This window comes from Mesorhizobium sp. M2A.F.Ca.ET.067.02.1.1 (assembly GCF_004023285.1).
In the GTDB taxonomy this organism is placed as follows: domain Bacteria; phylum Pseudomonadota; class Alphaproteobacteria; order Rhizobiales; family Rhizobiaceae; genus Mesorhizobium.
Window position 1 is genome coordinate 1 of record NZ_RZSB01000047.1, and the last position, 17,194, is coordinate 17,194.

16 protein-coding genes and 1 pseudogene are annotated in these 17,194 nt (G+C 60.0%); 8 read left to right on the forward strand and 9 right to left on the reverse strand.

Translation table 11 applies throughout. The annotated features are described in order from the left end of the window. The 4 genes and pseudogenes from EOA28_RS06780 to nadC form a co-directional block, all read left to right on the forward strand. Positions 1-317: pseudogene (locus EOA28_RS06780) on the forward strand (hypothetical protein); the annotation flags it as partial. A gap of 67 nt (positions 318-384) precedes the next feature. Beyond that, complete coding sequence (nadA, locus tag EOA28_RS06785; RefSeq protein ID WP_128314721.1) at positions 385-1,359, forward strand: quinolinate synthase NadA; 975 nt, start codon at positions 385-387, stop codon at positions 1,357-1,359. Continuing rightward, the gene (locus tag EOA28_RS06790) at positions 1,356-2,903 is read left to right on the forward strand and encodes an L-aspartate oxidase (protein WP_128314722.1); all 1,548 of its coding nucleotides are present in this window, start codon (positions 1,356-1,358) and stop codon (positions 2,901-2,903) included. Before nadA ends, EOA28_RS06790 begins: the two co-directional genes overlap by 4 nt. 2 nt (positions 2,904-2,905) lie before the next feature. Next, positions 2,906-3,754, forward strand: a complete 849-nt coding sequence (nadC, locus tag EOA28_RS06795; protein ID WP_128314723.1) for a carboxylating nicotinate-nucleotide diphosphorylase — start codon at positions 2,906-2,908, stop codon at positions 3,752-3,754. 534 nt (positions 3,755-4,288) lie between these two features. Here nadC and EOA28_RS06800 read toward each other — a convergent pair. The 3 genes from EOA28_RS06800 to EOA28_RS06810 form a co-directional block, all read right to left on the reverse strand. After that, the gene (locus EOA28_RS06800) at positions 4,289-4,999 is read right to left on the reverse strand and encodes an ABC transporter permease subunit (RefSeq protein WP_128314724.1); all 711 of its coding nucleotides are present in this window, start codon (positions 4,997-4,999) and stop codon (positions 4,289-4,291) included. A 77-nt stretch (positions 5,000-5,076) separates the two neighbouring features. Next, a complete protein-coding gene (locus EOA28_RS06805) occupies positions 5,077-5,973 on the reverse strand; it encodes an ABC transporter permease (RefSeq protein WP_128314725.1) in 897 nt (298 codons plus the stop codon). Continuing rightward, positions 5,955-7,037 carry an ABC transporter ATP-binding protein gene (locus EOA28_RS06810; protein ID WP_128314726.1) on the reverse strand — a complete coding sequence of 361 codons (1,083 nt, stop codon included), beginning with the start codon at positions 7,035-7,037 and terminating at the stop codon, positions 5,955-5,957. Before EOA28_RS06810 ends, EOA28_RS06805 begins: the two co-directional genes overlap by 19 nt. 594 nt (positions 7,038-7,631) lie before the next feature. On the opposite strand from EOA28_RS06810, the gene EOA28_RS06815 reads away from it, so the two are divergent. From EOA28_RS06815 to EOA28_RS06825, 3 genes are all read left to right on the forward strand, one after another. Then, on the forward strand, positions 7,632-8,675 hold the full coding sequence (locus tag EOA28_RS06815; protein WP_189341956.1) for an extracellular solute-binding protein: 1,044 nt from the start codon (positions 7,632-7,634) through the stop codon (positions 8,673-8,675). An 89-nt stretch (positions 8,676-8,764) separates the two neighbouring features. Further along, positions 8,765-9,418 carry an SGNH/GDSL hydrolase family protein gene (locus tag EOA28_RS06820; RefSeq protein ID WP_210214925.1) on the forward strand — a complete coding sequence of 218 codons (654 nt, stop codon included), beginning with the start codon at positions 8,765-8,767 and terminating at the stop codon, positions 9,416-9,418. Between the two features lie 120 nt (positions 9,419-9,538). Beyond that, entirely contained in the window at positions 9,539-10,288 is a 750-nt protein-coding gene (locus EOA28_RS06825) for a FadR/GntR family transcriptional regulator (RefSeq protein ID WP_128314729.1), read from the forward strand. Between the two features lie 9 nt (positions 10,289-10,297). Here EOA28_RS06825 and EOA28_RS06830 read toward each other — a convergent pair whose 3' ends face one another. From EOA28_RS06830 to EOA28_RS06845, 4 genes are all read right to left on the reverse strand, one after another. Then, positions 10,298-11,335: a pyridoxal-phosphate dependent enzyme gene (locus tag EOA28_RS06830; RefSeq protein ID WP_128314730.1), complete on the reverse strand. Its 1,038-nt coding sequence runs from the start codon at positions 11,333-11,335 to the stop codon at positions 10,298-10,300. A gap of 65 nt (positions 11,336-11,400) precedes the next feature. After that, positions 11,401-12,399 (reverse strand): Gfo/Idh/MocA family oxidoreductase, encoded by a 999-nt coding sequence (locus EOA28_RS06835; RefSeq protein WP_189341957.1) that lies wholly within the window; start codon positions 12,397-12,399, stop codon positions 11,401-11,403. Between the two features lie 213 nt (positions 12,400-12,612). After that, on the reverse strand, positions 12,613-13,704 hold the full coding sequence (locus tag EOA28_RS06840) for an ABC transporter ATP-binding protein (RefSeq protein WP_128314732.1): 1,092 nt from the start codon (positions 13,702-13,704) through the stop codon (positions 12,613-12,615). A gap of 152 nt (positions 13,705-13,856) precedes the next feature. Further along, positions 13,857-14,594: a FadR/GntR family transcriptional regulator gene (locus tag EOA28_RS06845; protein ID WP_128314733.1), complete on the reverse strand. Its 738-nt coding sequence runs from the start codon at positions 14,592-14,594 to the stop codon at positions 13,857-13,859. Between the two features lie 183 nt (positions 14,595-14,777). Here EOA28_RS06845 and EOA28_RS06850 point away from each other — a divergent pair, with 183 nt between their 5' ends. Next, positions 14,778-15,230, forward strand: coding sequence for a RidA family protein (locus EOA28_RS06850; protein ID WP_128314734.1), 453 nt, complete (start codon positions 14,778-14,780; stop codon positions 15,228-15,230). On the opposite strand, the gene EOA28_RS06855 is transcribed toward EOA28_RS06850, so the two are convergent. Further along, positions 15,223-16,875, reverse strand: a complete 1,653-nt coding sequence (locus tag EOA28_RS06855) for a choline dehydrogenase (protein ID WP_128314735.1) — start codon at positions 16,873-16,875, stop codon at positions 15,223-15,225. The genes EOA28_RS06850 and EOA28_RS06855 overlap by 8 nt on opposite strands. 13 nt (positions 16,876-16,888) lie before the next feature. Next, positions 16,889-17,194 (reverse strand): aldehyde dehydrogenase family protein (locus EOA28_RS06860; protein WP_128314736.1); only part of this gene is annotated, 306 nt, incomplete at its 5' end.

Genomic DNA, 17,194 nt, shown 5'->3' on the forward strand with positions numbered 1-17,194 from the left:
TAGCGGACCATCGTCGCATCCTGGCAACGGGTATTGGCCGCCTTCGCTCCAAGATCAAATACCGGCCCGTCGTGTTCGAGCTGATGCCGGCTGTCTTCACGTTCCTGCAATTGCAGCGCACCGTCGAGGCGCTTTCCGGAAGGCTGGTCCACAAGCCGAACTTCCGACGCCTCATCGAGCAACAGGACCTGGTCGAGGAGACGGGCGAAACGACTGCCGACACAGTGGGACGACCCGCCAAACTTTATCGCTTCCGCCATGCAGTCCTCGACGAGCAGGTTGCCGCAGGGACGAAATTGCCACTATCGCGCGCTTGACAGCCATTATTCTCACAATAAGAATATGTCCAAATTATACTCATTGCGAGAATAATTGGAGCTGCCGATGTCCGTTTCGCTGCCGACCGCCGCATCCCTTTACGATCGCGTCAAGCGGGTGATCCCGCCGATTGAATGGCCGGCCTTCGCCGGCGACATCGAGGCCATTCTCGCGCTGAAGGCCAAGCGCAACGCCGTCATCCTGGCGCACAACTACCAGACGCCCGAGATCTTCCATTGCGTGGCCGACATCGTCGGCGACAGCTTGGCGCTCGCCCGTAAGGCGATGGCGGTCGATGCGGATATCATCGTGCTCGCCGGCGTGCATTTCATGGCCGAAACCGCCAAGCTGCTCAATCCCGGCAAGACCGTGCTCATCCCGGATCTGGGTGCGGGCTGCTCGCTCGCCGATTCGATCACGGCTGCGGATGTGCGGCTGATGCGGCAACGCTATCCCGGCACGCCGGTCGTGACCTACGTCAACACCTCCGCCGCCGTGAAAGCAGAATCCGACGTCTGCTGCACCTCGGGCAATGCGCTGGCGGTGGTGGAATCGCTCGGCACGCCGCGGGTGATCATGCTGCCCGACGAATATCTGGCAAAGAACATCGCGGCCCAGACGAAGGTCGAGATCATCGCTTGGAAAGGGCATTGCGAAGTGCATGAGCGCTTTAGCTCCGCTGATATACGCGAGCTGCGCGAGGCGCATCCCGGGGTTACCGTGCTTGCCCATCCCGAATGCCCGCCGGAGGTTGTCGCTGAGGCGGATTTCGCCGGCTCGACTGCGGCGATTTCGGGCTATGTCGGCCGGCACAAGCCGGCGCGCGTCGTGCTGATGACCGAATGCTCTATGAGCGACAACGTCGCCGTCGAGCATCCTGAGGTCGACTTCGTGCGCCCGTGCAATCTCTGCCCGCACATGAAGCGCATCACGCTCGCCAACATCCGCGCGGCACTCGTGGAGAACCGCCACATCGTGACCATCGATCCTAATGTGGCCGAGCGAGCGCGCCACGCGGTGGAGCGGATGCTCGCCATATGACCATGCACGACCTCCACGGCCGGCCGGTCATCATCGGCGGCGGCATCGCGGGGCTGATGACGGCGCTGCGTTTCGCTTCAGAGCCGGTCGTCCTCATCTCCAAAACGTCGCTTAGACAAGAAGCCTCCAGCGTGCTCGCCCAAGGTGGGGTTGCGGCGAGCCTTGGCAGCGATGACAGTCCGGACCTGCATCTCGCCGACACGCTCGCGGCCGGCGACGGGCTTTGCGATGAAAAGGCAGTGCGGCGCGTCGTCGAGGCGGCACCGCAAGCGATCGAGCATCTCGCGCGGCTAGGCGTTGCTTTCGACCGTGCTTCCGACGGCACATTGCTGCTCGGACTCGAAGCCGCGCACTCACGCCGGCGGATCGTTCATGCCGGCGGCGATGCCACCGGCCGTGAACTGGTCCGCGCGCTAGCCGACGCCGTGTGGCGGACGCCTTCGATTACTGTCCTCGAGCGCGTCGAGGTGCGGCGCCTGATCGTCGAGGACGGTGAAATCGCCGGCGTGCTTGCCGTCGGAAACGGCGATGCAATGACGCTCTTGACGGGACGAGTGGTGCTTGCGACCGGCGGCATAGGCGGCCTGTTCGACCATACGACGAACCCGCTCGGCTCGTTCGGCCAGGGCCTGGCGCTTGCCGCACGTGCCGGCGCGGAGCTTGCCTATCTCGAATTCGTGCAGTTCCACCCGACCGCGCTCGATGGTCCGCGGCGCCAGATGCCGTTGATAAGCGAAGCGGTGCGCGGCGAAGGCGCGGTTCTCGTCGACGAGCGCGGCAGGCGCTTCCTCGCCGATACACCAGGGGGAGAACTCGCACCGCGCGACGTTGTGGCGCGCGGCGTGTGGCGTGAGCTTTGCGCCGGGCATCGCGTGTTTCTCGACGCACGGCGGTGTCTCGGGCCGAGGCTCGCCCAGCGCTTCCCCGCGATCGCATCGCTCTGCCGGGAGGCCGGCATCGACCCCGCAGTGGACCCGATCCCCGTGCGTCCCGCGGCTCACTACCATATGGGCGGGGTGGCCGTGGACGCGGAAGGCCGCAGCTCGCTTCGCGGCCTGTGGGCCTGTGGCGAGGTCGCCCGGACCGGGCTGCACGGCGCCAACCGTCTCGCAAGCAACTCGCTCATTGAAGCAGTGGTATGCGCTGCCTCGGTCGCAGCAAGCGTCGGCGCCTCGCCTACCGCGAACAGACGGCTGAAGCCGGCTATCGTGCCGCCGCGACCGGACCCCTCGCGCATCCGACCGATCGTTTCGCACGCGCTCGGCATTGAGCGCGACGGCCAAATGCTGCGCGAAGCTGCAAAGGCCATGTCGCCAATTGTCGCCGGTCGCGATGCCGCGTCGGATCCCGCGCTGGTCGCGCTGATGATCACGATCGCGGCCCTTCTCCGCGAGGAAAGCCGGGGCTCGCACTTCCGGATCGATTTTCCCCGGCGCGATGCTCGGTCACGATCGCTGCGGATGACCATGGACGAGACGCTCGAAGCAGCGGCGATCCTTTCCGACACAATACCCACCGCAACGCTGCTCGACAGGAGGGCTTGACCATGACGCTGACGCCTTTGCCGCACGTGATGGTCGAGCCGCTGGTGCGAGCCGCCCTGCTCGAGGATCTTGGCCGCGCCGGCGACATCACCACCGACGCGATCGTTCCTCCGGACGCCACCGCTACCGTGGTGCTTGCCGCAAGACAGCCAGGCGTGATTGCCGGCCTCGCTGTCGCCGCCCTCGCCTTCGAGCTGATCGATCCACGAACCGAAGTCACCATAATCCACGCGGACGGCAGCGGCGTCTCCGCGGGAGACATCATAGCGTCGGTGCGCGGACCTGCCCGCGCGCTGCTCACGGCCGAGCGGACGGCGCTCAACCTGCTCTGTCATCTGAGCGGCATCTCGACGCAAACCGCGGCGATCGTCGATGCTGTGCGCGGCCACAAGGCCAAGATCGTGTGCACGCGAAAGACCACACCCGGTCTGCGTGCGCTGGAGAAATACGCCGTACGCGCCGGTGGCGGCGGCAATCACCGCTTCGGCCTCGACGATGCCGTGCTCATCAAGGACAATCACATCGCGATTGCCGGCGATGTCCGCACGGCCATCGAGCGCGCGCGGGTGGCTGCAGGCCACATGGTCAAGATCGAGGTCGAGGTCGACACACTTGAGCAGCTCGATATCGCCCTTGCGGGGGGTGTCGACGCAGTGCTGCTGGACAACATGTCCATCGAGCAGCTGACCCAGGCGGTGGCAATGGTCGGCGGCCGCGCGATCACCGAGGCGTCCGGCCGGGTGACCGTGCAGACGGCACCTGCGATCGCCGCGACCGGCGTCGATCTGATCTCGGTCGGCTGGATCACGCACAGCGCGCCGATCCTGGATATTGGGATGGATTGCAGGTAGCGAGAGGTAGTCAGTCGGGCAGCTCGACATTGATCAGCGGCCATTGCGTACCGGCGCCACGCGGCTTCACCCTGTCGGCAAAGTCAGAGCCGCGGTCGTGCGCAAGGCAAGCAATTCGTCGCGATGCCTACCATATCGTCGCCTTAGCGGCGGTATTGCTCGGGATAAGCCGTGCACAGCTGGTGGTACCGGCACACAGCGCCGTTGCCGAACACCTCGTCGCGTACCGTCCCGCGTATTTCAGGTTCAAATAGATCCGGCGCCAGCTTCACGACGGTGGCGTGGGACCAGGAGCACGGCTTCAAAAGGCCCCCGCCGTTCCAGACGGCTGCTCGCCAGTTCTGCCGCATCACGGTCGAGCCGACCCTATGAGGCTGCCAAGACCACGACAAAAATGTCGCTCCTGTCTTGCTAATCTGCCCGAGTTTTAAAGCTCTGGACCGATTGGAACTAATGAGCGAACGAACCGCATCGACTTCCAGTCGAGGTCATTGAGCGGAGAATGACCGTCGTGGCAGTGGCAAGCCTTCGTTTCTACGCGACCGCCTTGGAGCGCGCGGGGACAAAAAGCCTGATGAGGAAGAGGCTCAATACCGTGCTGACGGCGAGGATGTAGACGACCAGCGCGCTGATCGAGGGCGAGAAGCCAAGGCGCATCATGCCCCAAAGCCGAACTGGGAAAGTGCTTTGGCCACCGGTCAGAAGCAGAGTGACCATGGTCTCGTCGAACGATAGCGCAAAGCATAGGACGAATGACGCCATCAGAGCCGGTCTGAGATTGGGTAGCACAACCCACCAGAAAGTCTGAAGCCGGCTGGCACCGAGATCGAGCGAGGCCTCGACCAGGGAAGCGCCCATTTCACGCAGCCGCGTCACGATGGTCCGATAGGCGATCGCCAGCAAGATCGTGACATGGCCAACCAAGACAGTCAAAAGCGACCTCGGGACGTCGGCCTCTCGGAAGGAAATCAGCAGCGCGAGCCCTGTAATGATAGGAGGCATTACAAACGGGAGGAAGATCAGGAACTCAATGAACTTTCTGCCAAAGCCAGTTCCTGGTGCGCAGTAAAGAGCAATTCCGGTGCTGATTGCCAGCGCGATCGTGGAAGCGACGAACCCGACGATCAGGGTTAATTTCAGGGCATCGACAATCTCGCCATTGATGCTCTCAAACGCCACGATGGAGACCTGATCCCATTGGAACACGCCACCGCGGATCGGCACGAAGGCGGTAACGATGGCCATGAGAATCGGCCCGTAAAGGACAGCCAAGATCAGCGCTGTCACTGCGCAAAGGACGACGACGGTGGAGCGTGCGGACTTCAAAATGTCACCTTTCCAGGTGGACGGATGCGGGTAGCCAATGCCAGCGCCACCGTGACAATCATCATCATGAAAATTGAGAGCGCGGCACCGAACGGCCAGTTGAAGCCCAGACCGAACTGGCTGAAGATGATGCGGCCAAGTGTGAATCCGTTAGGCCCGCCAACCAGTTCCGGGGTGATGAAATCACCGATCGCCAGCACAAACGTGAATGTCAGCGAAACTGCCACCCCCGACAGGCTCAATGGAAATATCACCGTCCAGAAAATGCGCATGCGACTGGCGCCCAGGTCGGCCGCCGCTTCGACCAAGCTTGCCGGAATGCGATCAAGGGACAGGAAAATCGGAAAAACGGCAAACGGCAGCAACACCGATGTCAAGGTCAAGAAGACCCCGTAGTAGCTTAGCGTGAAGAATTCGAGCGGTTGGGAGACAAGGCCCGACGCCATCAGGAAATGATTGATGACGCCGTTTGTGCCAAGCAGATTGCGGACGGTGTAGATCTTGATGACGTAGCTCATCAGCAAGGGCACAGCAAACGCCACCATCAAAAGAGAGCGCCGCGTCGGGCCAAGAATCCTCATCAGATAGGCGGCGGGGAAACCCACCAGAGTGCACACAAGGGCTGTCGCGACGCCTATTACGAGGGTTCGTCCAATGACCATGCGGACGGTCGAGTCCGCGAAAATCCGAACGTAGTTCGACAAGTTGAAGTCGATAACGACAGTGGAGGCCTCAACGCGTCCGAAGCTGACGACGAAAAAAATACAAAATGGCCCCAGGATCAGAGCGATCGGCAAGACATAGGCGATGATGACGAGCCCGTTGATTAACCGGGCCTCTCCGGCGGATCCCAGTTGCGGGGTCTTCGTGGAGTTCACTTGCGGATGACCCACGTCTCTTTTCCCTTCCACGAGACTGTCACCCCAGCGCCTATTTTAAACGGCGCAGCCAATTGGCTGCTGAGTTGCTTAACGTACAGGGTCGCACCGGGCGACTTGGTCGATTCAACTTCTACAAGCGACAACGGTCCGACGAAGGAAACTGACTTGACGTGCCCGGCGGGTGCGGATCCGTTTGCTCCGAGAAGTTCCACGTTCTCGGGCCTCACCGCAAGCGTCACCGCGTCGCCGGCATTGAAATGCATCCCTTGATCGCCCCGAGCCACTGCCATCCCGAATGGCGTCTCCACAGCGACGCCATCGCCGTTGACTGTCCTCACCTGCGCCTCAACGAGATTGTTGTCGCCGAAGAAATCCGCGACATAGCGATTGCAAGGTCGATAGTAGACCTCTTCCGGCTGGCCGACCTGCACAACCTCGCCGTGATCCATGACGCAAATGCGATCGGCCAGACTGATGGCCTCTTCCTGATCGTGGGTGATGAACAGGAATGAGGTTTGGATCTCGCGCTGAATGGATTTCAGGAACGTCTGCATCTGGTGGCGAAGGCCGGCGTCCAACGCGGCAAGCGGCTCGTCCAGCAGGACCAGTCGCGGCTTGCAAATGAGGGCGCGCGCCAGGGCCACTCGTTGCCGCTGTCCGCCAGACATCTGTGAAGGATAGCGAGACCCGAGGTTGCCTAGCCCTACCAGGTCGAGCGTCTGCGCAACCAGCTTCTTGATCTCGTCGGCGGACAGCCCTTTGACCCGCAGCCCATAGCCGACATTGGCAGCGACCGTCATGTGCGGGAAAAGAGCATAGTCCTGGAAGACAGTGTTGAACGGCCTGCGATTGACCGGGATGCCGTTGATCCGCGATCCGTTCAGAAGGATGTCTCCGCTTGTTGGTTCGACAAATCCGCCAATCATGCGAAGAATTGTCGTTTTGCCGGAGCCCGACGGGCCCACTACCACAAGAAACTCGTTTTGGCCGATGTCAAGGTTGACATTGCGCAGGACCGTCTGACTGCCATAGGTCTTGCCGATATCTCTCATTTCGATAAGAGGCTGGTCGGTCATAAGCATCTTCCAATTAGCCGGTTAGGCGCGCCTCCAAACTCGTTATTCTGTCGGGTGGCGTCAGCGATGCCGTCATCGCCAATCCGAGCCGCACCTATACTCAATTGCATGCAGAACGCAATACCGCAAATTCGCTTACGCACTCCGGATCGCATTCGTTAAATTCCATAGTCTCCACCCCGCTAGGGCCTCGAAACCAGCTTGCTAATCTAGACTTCAGCAACGTCAGGTTTCAGCCTGGATCCGGCTTTTTTCGGCGCTTCCGAAGAAGCCCCCGGTTCATCGCCGTGGACGGCGGCCGTTCACGAAAAATTGCAAAACCGGCTAATGAAGACCTTACTCAAAAACCGCTGCCACCCCCTTGACTCTGCAGATTGCAGACTGCACGCTGCATGCACTCGATAATTGATCTTTCTTTCCTGGGATTAGTTCGGAACCCGTGGGAGCTAGACTGCCGGGGCAAAGCAAATCCCTCATCGGGAGCACCTTTGATACGAACGTCGTTACCGAGAATAACCAGACCGCGCTCGGACCGAAATGCGGCTGATCTGAAGTGATCAACGATGTGGGAACACCCTTCCAGAGGAGATGAGAATGTACAAAAAGTTGTTCAGCGAAATCGGGAAGCTGCTGGCGGTATCGACGGTGCTTGCACTTGCCATTGCCGGACCGGCAAACGCCGGGGGCAAGCTGCGCATCCTGACGTGGGACGGTTACGCCGACAAGGATTGGGTCGCGCAGTTCGAGAAAGACAACAACGCGACCGTTGAAGTGGTTTTTGCAGGGTCTAACGACGAGATGTGGGCCAAGATCCAGGGTAGCCAAGGCAAGGATTTTGACATCTTTGCGACAGCTGCAGCTGGCATGCAGAGATACTACGAAGCGGGACTGCTCCAGCCGATCGATCTGTCGAAGATCCCGAACCATGCCGGCCAGTTGCCTCAGTTCCAGGATCTTTCCAAAATCGCCGGCGCAGTTCACGACGGCAAGACCTATCTTATTCCCTATGCCTTCAGCCCGATGACGCTGATCTATGACCCCGCAAAGGTGAATCCGGCGCCCACCTCGTGGTCGGTGATGTGGGATCCTCAGTACAAAGGCAAGGTGCTGCTCTATGACGACGGCGAAAGTGCGTTCGCCACAGCGGCAATCCTGAACGGCGTGCAGACGCCTTTTCATCTGACTGATCAGCAGTTCAAGGATGCCATGCCGAAGCTGGTAGACCTGAAGCACAACTCCGCGAGCTTCTACACGTTCGTGCAGGATTCGGTTCAGTTGGCGCAGAACAATGATGTGCCGATCATTTTCGGCGCTTACGCCGATCAGCAGATCAAGGCCCTAGCGGCCGGCGGCCTGAACTATAAGCAAGCCTATCCAAAGGAAGGCGTCATCGCCTGGGTAGATACATGGGCGGTCACCAGCGGGGCCAAGGGCGACTCCTATGACTTGGCATTGAAGTGGATCAACTTCGTAATCAGCAAGAAGATCGCTGCAGAGCTGACCGAAAAATCCGGCTACGCGAATTCGGTCACATCCACTGATACCATACCGGCGGGCACCAAGATCTTCTGGATGCAGCCGGACGAAGATCCCACCAAGCGCACTGACCTTTGGAACCAAGTCAAGGCGACGCCGTGACATCGGCTGGTCGCACCGCGTGATGTGTCCCTGCTCCTCATTTGAAAACTGCCGCCGCAGCAAATGGTCCGAGATCGATGACAAAATTGATGCGCATTCTGTGCTACGGCGACAGCAATACCCATGGCTCTGCTCCGGCCAGGAGTTGGTTCGATAGTCAGCGATTTGATGAGACGGCACGCTGGACAGGCGTTCTGGCGGAAGCCTTGGGAAAGGGCTTCCGCATAATCGAGGAGGGCCTTCCCGGTCGAACTACAACTCTCGATGATCCTATTGAAGGCGCCTCGCGCAACGGACTTACCTACCTCAAGCCGTGCATCGATACCCACCGCCCGCTGGACGCAATTGTGTTGATGCTCGGCACCAACGATCTGAAAACACGCTTCAGCCTTACTTCAGAAGACATCGCTCGGGGATTGGTCGCGTTGATCGAGCTGATATTGTCCACCAAATCGGGTCCCGCAGGAGCCGACCCCCGCATCTTGGTCATCGCTCCCGCTCCCATCGGGGAAGTCGGATTCCTCGGCGAGATCTTTTCTGGCGGAGGCATCAAATCGGGCCAGCTTGCTGAAAAATACAAGGACGTCGCAGCCCATTTCGGCGCCGAATATCTGAACGCCGCGCAGTTCATTGGCGTCAGTCCGGTAGACGGTATCCATCTGGACGTCGAACATCATGCTGTCCTCGGAAAAGCGGTAGCCGACAAATTGCTGACAATGTTTGACATGGGGAAGCAGCTCTAGTCCCCGTCAGAATGCGATCATCCGCTCGGCCGTTTTCGGGCCAGTGCTCAAGTTATGGATTTTCCGCGCTTGCTTGATTAGATTTGTAAGACAACTGGGGGAATCACGCGGATTTTGCGAATGGGTGCTCCAAATGATGAGCGCATCAAGCTCTCGAAGCGCGTCTATGACGGCTTGCGTCGCCAGATCGACGAGGGTGAGTGGCGCGAAGGCACGCGCATGCCTACCGAGACCGAACTGGCGGCAAGCTTTGGTGTTTCACGCCCCGTCGTGCGCGAGGCCCTGGTGCAGCTGCGCAGCGAGGGGATAATCGACTCCCGTCGCGGTTCAGGCAGCGTGGTCATTGCCGCCAACGGGGCACCAAGGCGAAGTTACAGCCCTATCGAGAATGTCGCAGACCTCATCAGCGCGTTCGAGTTCCGATTGACGATTGAGTGCGATGCTGCGGCATTCACCGCGTTGCGGGGCAAACCGCAGGATCTCGCTGAAATTATCTCGGCGCACGAGAAGTTCAAAAGCGATCTGAGCGAGAGTGATTTCGGTGATCTTGACCTGGCATTCCACATAGCGATCGCCAAGGGCACTGGGAACAAGCTCTTCGAAGCGACGCTGTCGATGCTCAATCCCCAGATACTTTTGGGTATGCGCCTGGTGGGCGAATTCTCGCTGATCGGCAGCACCACTCGAGCTCAGACCGTTTATCGCGAACACGCCTTGGTCGTCGATGCAATCAAGTCTGGCGACGCGCAAGCGGCTTTTGACGCGATGCGGAGCCATCTGCTTCAGTCGCGCCATCGTATCCTGGGATTTGATGTCCCACCGAATTGGCAAAGGCATGGGCCGGTCAACACCAGCTCGTCAGCTACGTGACGGCCATTTCTAGGTGCAAGCCAGAATGGCGTCGGCGTAAGAAAAAATGGCCGGCAGACCGCCTGTATGGATGAACACCACCCGGTCGTTCGCCGTCAGAAGGCCGGCCCTTATATCGCCAAGCAAGCCGGAGAACCCTTTTCCTGAATACACCGGGTCGACAAGGATACCCTCGCTTCGGGCCAGCAGGGCAGACGCCTCTTGCGCATCCGCCGAGGGGAGGCCATAGCCGGCGCCCACCCAATCGGTGGAGTTGCTGATTTCCTCCTCTGGAACCGACAAATCGAACCCGAGAATACGCGCCGCCGCTTCGCACTGACCGGCAATCGCGGAAGGAAATTCATAGGCTTCGTTGCGGCTGTCCATCGGGTTGATGCCGCGGATTTCAGTGGGGTGCCCAAGCAGCATTGCCGCCGCCTGCAAGCCGGCCTGCGTGCTTCCCTGAGAGGTCGCATAGATGTGGGTGGGCTGCGCTTGCTCCAGCTCTTCGAACTGAGCAGATATCTCCAGATACGCGTTGACATAGGCGACCGCCGCCAGGCTCAGCGAGGATTGCGATCCCATGCCGAGGATAGCTGGGTTTCTGCCTTCGCGTTTCAGCTTGGCCGCCATATCCTCCTTGGCTTGCTTCACCGAAGCCGTTGCGTCCACGGGCACGATCTTGGCACCAAAAAGCCGGGATATAAGCTGATTGCCTTGAACATGATCGTAGTGGGCGTCCTTGCGAGGCATCAGGATACAGTCGAGACCAAGCCGCGCCGCGGCGGCCGCGAGTTGGCGCGATTGATTTGATTGAGACGCGGCGCCCTGGATCACCACGTCGACACCGCGACTAACCGCGTCACCCAGGATGAATTCATGTTGCCGAACCTTGTTGCCGCCGAAGGCGACACCGGTGCAGTCATCCCTCTTGATCCAGATCTTTGGCCCTTCAAGCCGCTTTGTCAGGGTGGGGCAGTAGTCGATGGGGGTCGGAAGATGCGCCAGCCGCACACGCGGGAGCGCTGCGATCGCAGAGCTCAGTTCGGCCTGTGAAACAATCGTCATTCGGACTGGATCCTTTGGATGATGCTCCCCGCGATCCGGTGGCGCGATCCGCACACGTGAAGCGGTCAGATTTCGATCACTCGACCTGTTGCGGCCGCGCTCCGCGCGGCAAGTGCAAATCGAAGCGATGCGAGACCGTCCTCGCCGGAAACAAGCGGGCGGCCGACGCCCCTGACGGCGTCGGCAAAGGCCGCTATGGCACGGGGGTAGGCGTTTTCATGCTCGATCGGGATTTCTTGGCGGTTGCCTTGCACGCTAAGCTCCAGCCTGCCGCCGGGCCGCTGCAACAGTACGTCATCGGCAAAGACAGAAGCCTTGGTGCCGTGCAATTCAAGGGTTGTTCTCGCATGCTCGATCGCGAAGCTCTCCGTGATCTGGACTGTGAGGCCCGACGCCGTTTGGGCTATCGTGGCGACGCCGTCTTCAATCCCTTCGGCAGAGATGCCGTTGTTAGAAGTAAAAGCAGCGACGCGCACAAATTTCTCACCCAATATGAAGTGCAGGGTATCTGCGTCATGAACGGTCAGGTCAAAGAACACGCCTGCTCCGGCCGAAGCGTTATCGGTGCGCCATCCGCGATTGTCCTCAGGCAGCAGAACGCCAAACATTGCGCGAACCGCGACAAGGTCGCCGAGCACGTCGCTTTCGACAAGTTCACGCAGCTTGCGGTGGCTATTCATGCCACGCAAATGATGGTTGATCGCCAAGACAAGATCTTTGTCTTTTGCCAACGAAACCATTTCCTGCGCATCTTGTTCGGTCATGGCCATCGGCTTCTCACCCAACACATGCTTGCCAGCGTTGAGCGCCGCTATGGCGCACGGGGCATGCTTTTCGTTGGTGTTGGAAATGTAGACCGCATCGACACCGGCCGAGAGCAGTCCCTCAAGCGACGCGCAGGTAAGCGGGATGTCATTGGCCCGCGCATATTCGCTCACACGCGCCGCGTTGCCGCCCTGGACGGCAACCACTTCGTTTCCTGGCGTCGCCCTGATCGCGGGGATGATCCACTCGGCGGCTATGCGGCTTGCGCCGACAAGTCCCCATCGAATCTGCTTTGTCATTGCACGGGTCCCTGATGAACGAGGATGGATGTCGGCCGGTCGCTTACGCGCGCGGTATGGTCTGCTATTGTCAATGCGGGCTCGACGGCGCCGGACGGGAAAAGAAGGATCCGTCCGCAGCATGCGTGCCGCGCTTGATTTGCCGCCATGGTGAAAGGGCGACGGATGTGTCTCGAGGCCAGGAGGCTGCCATGCAGATATCTCCATCCAGGCTCATTGAAGGCGCTCGCCGGAACCGCTGTCGAAGACGCTGATCCGTGACGTATCCACACGCAGACGCGCCCTGCCGCTCTGGCTCACATGCCCTGCCCGCAGCAGGGCCAGCTGTTCCACGCCGGAATGCTGAAACAAAATGACATCGTCTGATCCCGTTGGCTCGATCAGATTGACCTCGGCCTCGATGTCGACGGTCTTCTCGCTCGCGGCGTTACCCTCTGCCAGTCCATAGTGCTCCGGGCGGATTCCGACCGTGACCCTGCGGCCGTCGTGGCGCAAAGCCGAGGCGAATTCCTGCGGGGCCGGCAGGATTGTTCCTGACCCCTCCAGCACCACCCTCCCCCCTTTGCTGACCCCAGGCAAAAGGTTGATGCGCGGGCTGCCGATGAAATTTGCGACAAAGAGATTGGCAGGTCGATTGTAGACTTCGCCTGGGGTTCCAAGTTGCTGAACGACACCTTTGTCCAGGATGGCGATGCGGTTTGCCAGCGTCATGGCCTCGATCTGGTCATGCGTCACGTAGACGGTGGTTCGACCCATCCGATGGTGCAGCTTCTTCAGCTCGGTCCGCATTTCGACACGGAGAAGAGCATCGAGGTTCGACAGTGGCTCATCGAAAAGGAAAAGGCTTGGCTCTCGCACCAATGCGCGGCCAATTGCTACCCGCTGTCGCTGCCCGCCAGACAGCTGTCCAGGCTTTCGATCCAGCAAATGGCTGATTTGGAGCAAGTTGGCGACGTCGGAAACCGCCTTGTCACGTTCCGGTTTCGGCAATTTTCGCATCTCCAGCGGAAAAGCGATGTTCTGCCTGACGGTCATCGAGGGATAGAGCGCATAGGACTGGAACACCATCGCGATATCGCGGTGCTGACAGGGGACTTCGTTGAGGACGCGCTCGCCAAGCCGGATTTCGCCGGCGTTGATCCTATGAAGGCCGGCGATTGCGTGGAGCAAGGTCGACTTGCCGCAACCCGAAGGTCCGAGAAGGACGAGAAATTCGCCGGATGCGACGTCAATGTTGATGTCTTTCAAGACGCAAAGGTTGGGTCCGTAATATTTGTAGACGCTATCGATGGACAACGAAGACATAAGTTAACCTCTCACAGGGTCGCCGGATCGGGCGGCGACCGAAATCGCGCTGGAAAACGCGGGCTGGGTGCACAGATTTGCGATCGAGGGAGCGCCCCGCCCGCGCGATCGCGGTCGGTAAGAACGCAAGCAAGGCTGACAGAGGGGCCGCTTCAAACCTGCCCCCTTCTCATCGACGGTTCGGTCCCCGATCTGGGTTGCCAATCACTTGCGATTTCGAAGCCAAGGATCCTTCGCCGTGAGTTCATGAGATGCCGGCCCATCGCCAACTGGGCTAGGTCGGCATGTCGAGCATCAACGGCGTCGACGATCATCTCGTGTTCTTCGAAGATCGCCTCCGACCGGATTGCCGCTTGTTGTTGCGAGAATTCTCCGACGAGCCGCATCCCGAAGACGATCTGCGTGCGCAGCATGCTGAGCGTGGTTTCATACATTGCGTTTCGGCTTGCTCGGGACAGCGCCAGATGGAACCCGAAATCGGCATCGCCGAACGTCTCCTCGTTCGCCTGATTCCTGATGACGGCTGAGGCAATGCGAATTTGCTCCAAATCCTCGTCGGTCCGCCTTAGCGCCGCGAAAGCTGCCACATCGCATTCCACGGAGAAGCGAAATTCAAACGCCTGGATGAGGTCGGCTATGTTCTCGATTGGCCTGTAGCCACCCGAGTCCAGGCCATTCTTGCCGATCACGAAGTTCCCGGATCCTTTGCGGGATCCGATCAAGCCCTCCATTCTGAGCTTGATCAAAGCCTCCCGGACGACGGGCCGCGAGACGCCATAGTTCTTCGCAAGCTCGGTCTCCGGAGGTATCCGCGTCCCCTCTGGCCACTCACCGCCTTCGACGAATTGCCGAAGAGCGCCATAGACCTGGTCTGCAAGTTTGAGCTTCATCGCTCCGCCGGGGCTCTGGATTTGCACATATTTGTAATCTGTCAGCTAATTTGTTTTACAGCAAGCCATTTTTATGAAATATGTCCGACATTTCGAGGGTGCGTCCACCACTCGCCCCATTTTCATATCCAGCGGTGCTCGCAAGCCAGAGGCACCGTGGCGTCCCATAGAGGAACGACAACAATGACAGGTGCCTTCACCTACAATGGATACGAGATTCCGCCCTACCAACCGCCCGCTTATGGCTACACTTCAGTTCTGGTGCACGACCGCCAGGCCTGGGTCAGCGGCAATGTGCCCAAGACCGGCGATGAGGATCTCCACCCAGGCAAGGTCGGATCGGACGTCACGCTCGAACAGGCAAAGGAAGCGGCTGACCTTGCGATGCGCAACACTCTTGCCTCTCTCGCGCATGCCGTCGGCGGTCTGGACAATGTCGTCCAGATCCTGAAGATCACTGTGTTCGTCGCCTCGGCGCCGGGATTCAATCTCCAGCCCCGCGTGGCCGACGCTGCAACCCTTTTGTTGCGTGGGGTGCTTGGCGAACGGGGCAATCACGCGCGCTCTGCTGTTGGCGTTGCCGAACTGCCGCGCAACTCCAGCGTCGAAATCGAGCTTGTCGCCGCCGTCAGGTAGCCGTGTGGCCCGGATACTTTTGCTGCATTTGTCCAGCGAGCGTGCGCTGCTGCGGCAACTTGCGCCCTTTCACCGCATCGGCGCCGCGCTCGCCAATCATGATTGATGGCGCATTGGTGTTGCCTGAGACGAGCGTCGGCATGATTGAGGCATCGATGACCCGTAGTCCTTCGATGCCGCGAACCTTGAGGTCGGTGTCCACAACGGCCATTTCGTCGGAACCCATCTTGCAGGTCCCTGCAGGATGAAAGTCGGTCTTGCTCCATTCTCGAACATAGGCACGCAGATCCTCCTCGCTCGTTCGTTGCGTGCCGGGCAAGTGTTCGGCCTTGTAGATCTTGGCGAAAGCGGGCTGTGCCAGGATTTCACGAGCAATCTTGAACCCATTGACGGTATGCGCCCAATCGCGCTCATGCGTCATGTATTTCGGATCAATGATCGGCTCGGCCGCCGGATCAGCGGACGCCAGCATCACCTCTCCGCGGCTTTCGGGTCGAAGATAGGCGGTGTTGAGGGTCATTCCGTGGCCCTTGACCTGCACGCGGCCATGATCGATGACGTAGGCGGGCAGGAAGTGCATCTGGATGTCTGGCCAATCGGCGTTCCCTTCAGTCGATACGAAGCCTCCGCCCTCGCAGACATTTGACGTGAGCGGGCCAGTGCCGAAGGCCAGGAATTGCAGCGTATGCCAAGCCGCCATAGGGCCCTTGTCGTGGCCGTTATACGATACCGGCTCCTTGAGGCTGGCACAGCAATAGACGTCCAGATGATCCTGCAAATTCTTGCCGACGCCTGGCAGATCATGAACCGCCCTCACGCCAGCGCGCTTGAGTTCGGCGGCTGGTCCGACCCCTGATAGAAGCAGGATTTTCGGAGAATTGATTGCGCCCGCGCACAGGATGACCTCGGACCTGGCCTCGATCCGGCTTGTCTGCCCCTTCATTGCGACCTCGATGCCTCTCGCGCGGCCGTTCTCCACGAACACCCGAAGCACGCGGGCCTCGGTTTGCACGGTCAGGTTCTTGCGATTCGCATTGGGGTAGATAAAGGCCTGCGCAGCACTCGAGCGCCGGGCCGCGCGCTGAGTAACCTGATAATAACCGACCCCATGTTGTTGAGCGCCGTTGAAATCGGTGTTGTATGGGTAGCCAGCCTGTTGCGCAGCGCGGATATAGACCCGCGTCAGATCGATCGGCGAACGCTGGTCGGATACGCCAAGCGGCCCGCCCTGACCATGGTAATCGTCAAGATACCGCTCATTGTCCTCGGACTTGCGGAAATAGGGCAACAGATCATCATAGCCCCACCCCTCGTTGCCCAAGTCGCGCCACTGATCGTAGTCGCGACGGTTTCCTCGGATGTAGACCATCGAGTTGACCGAGGAGCCGCCCCCCAAAACCTTGCCCTGCGGGAAAAGCATGCGCCTGTTGTTGAGAGCCGTCTGCGGAACCGTTTCCCACTCGTAGCGAAACGTCGGTCCTTGCAGTTTGGCGTAGCCCGCTGGCCAGCGAACCAGAGGACCGTCGTTCTTCTTGCCGAACTCGACAAGAAGCACGCGTGAGTCGGCATCCTCGCTCAGGCGTGAAGCCACGACGCAGCCGGCCGAGCCGCCGCCAACAACGATAAAGTCATATTCCTTGTCCATCCTCACCCTCCCCTCAGATGGCCTTGCCAATCCAACGCGGCTGATATCCGCCGCTGCGCAATTGGACAGTCTTGATGTCCATGAATTCTTCGCAACCGACGCGGCCGACCTCGCGCCCGATCCCGCTCGCGCCGAGGCCGCCGAACGGTAACTCAGCTGGTCCATCCAAATAGGTGTTGACCCAAACGGTTCCGGCCTCCAGCTCCCGTGCGGCCCTCAAGGCCGCGGCTGTGTCGCCCGTCCATATGCCTGCCGACAAACCGTAGTCGGTGCCATTGGCGATGGCGAACGCCTCGTCCAGCGTCTCGAAAGTCTGGAT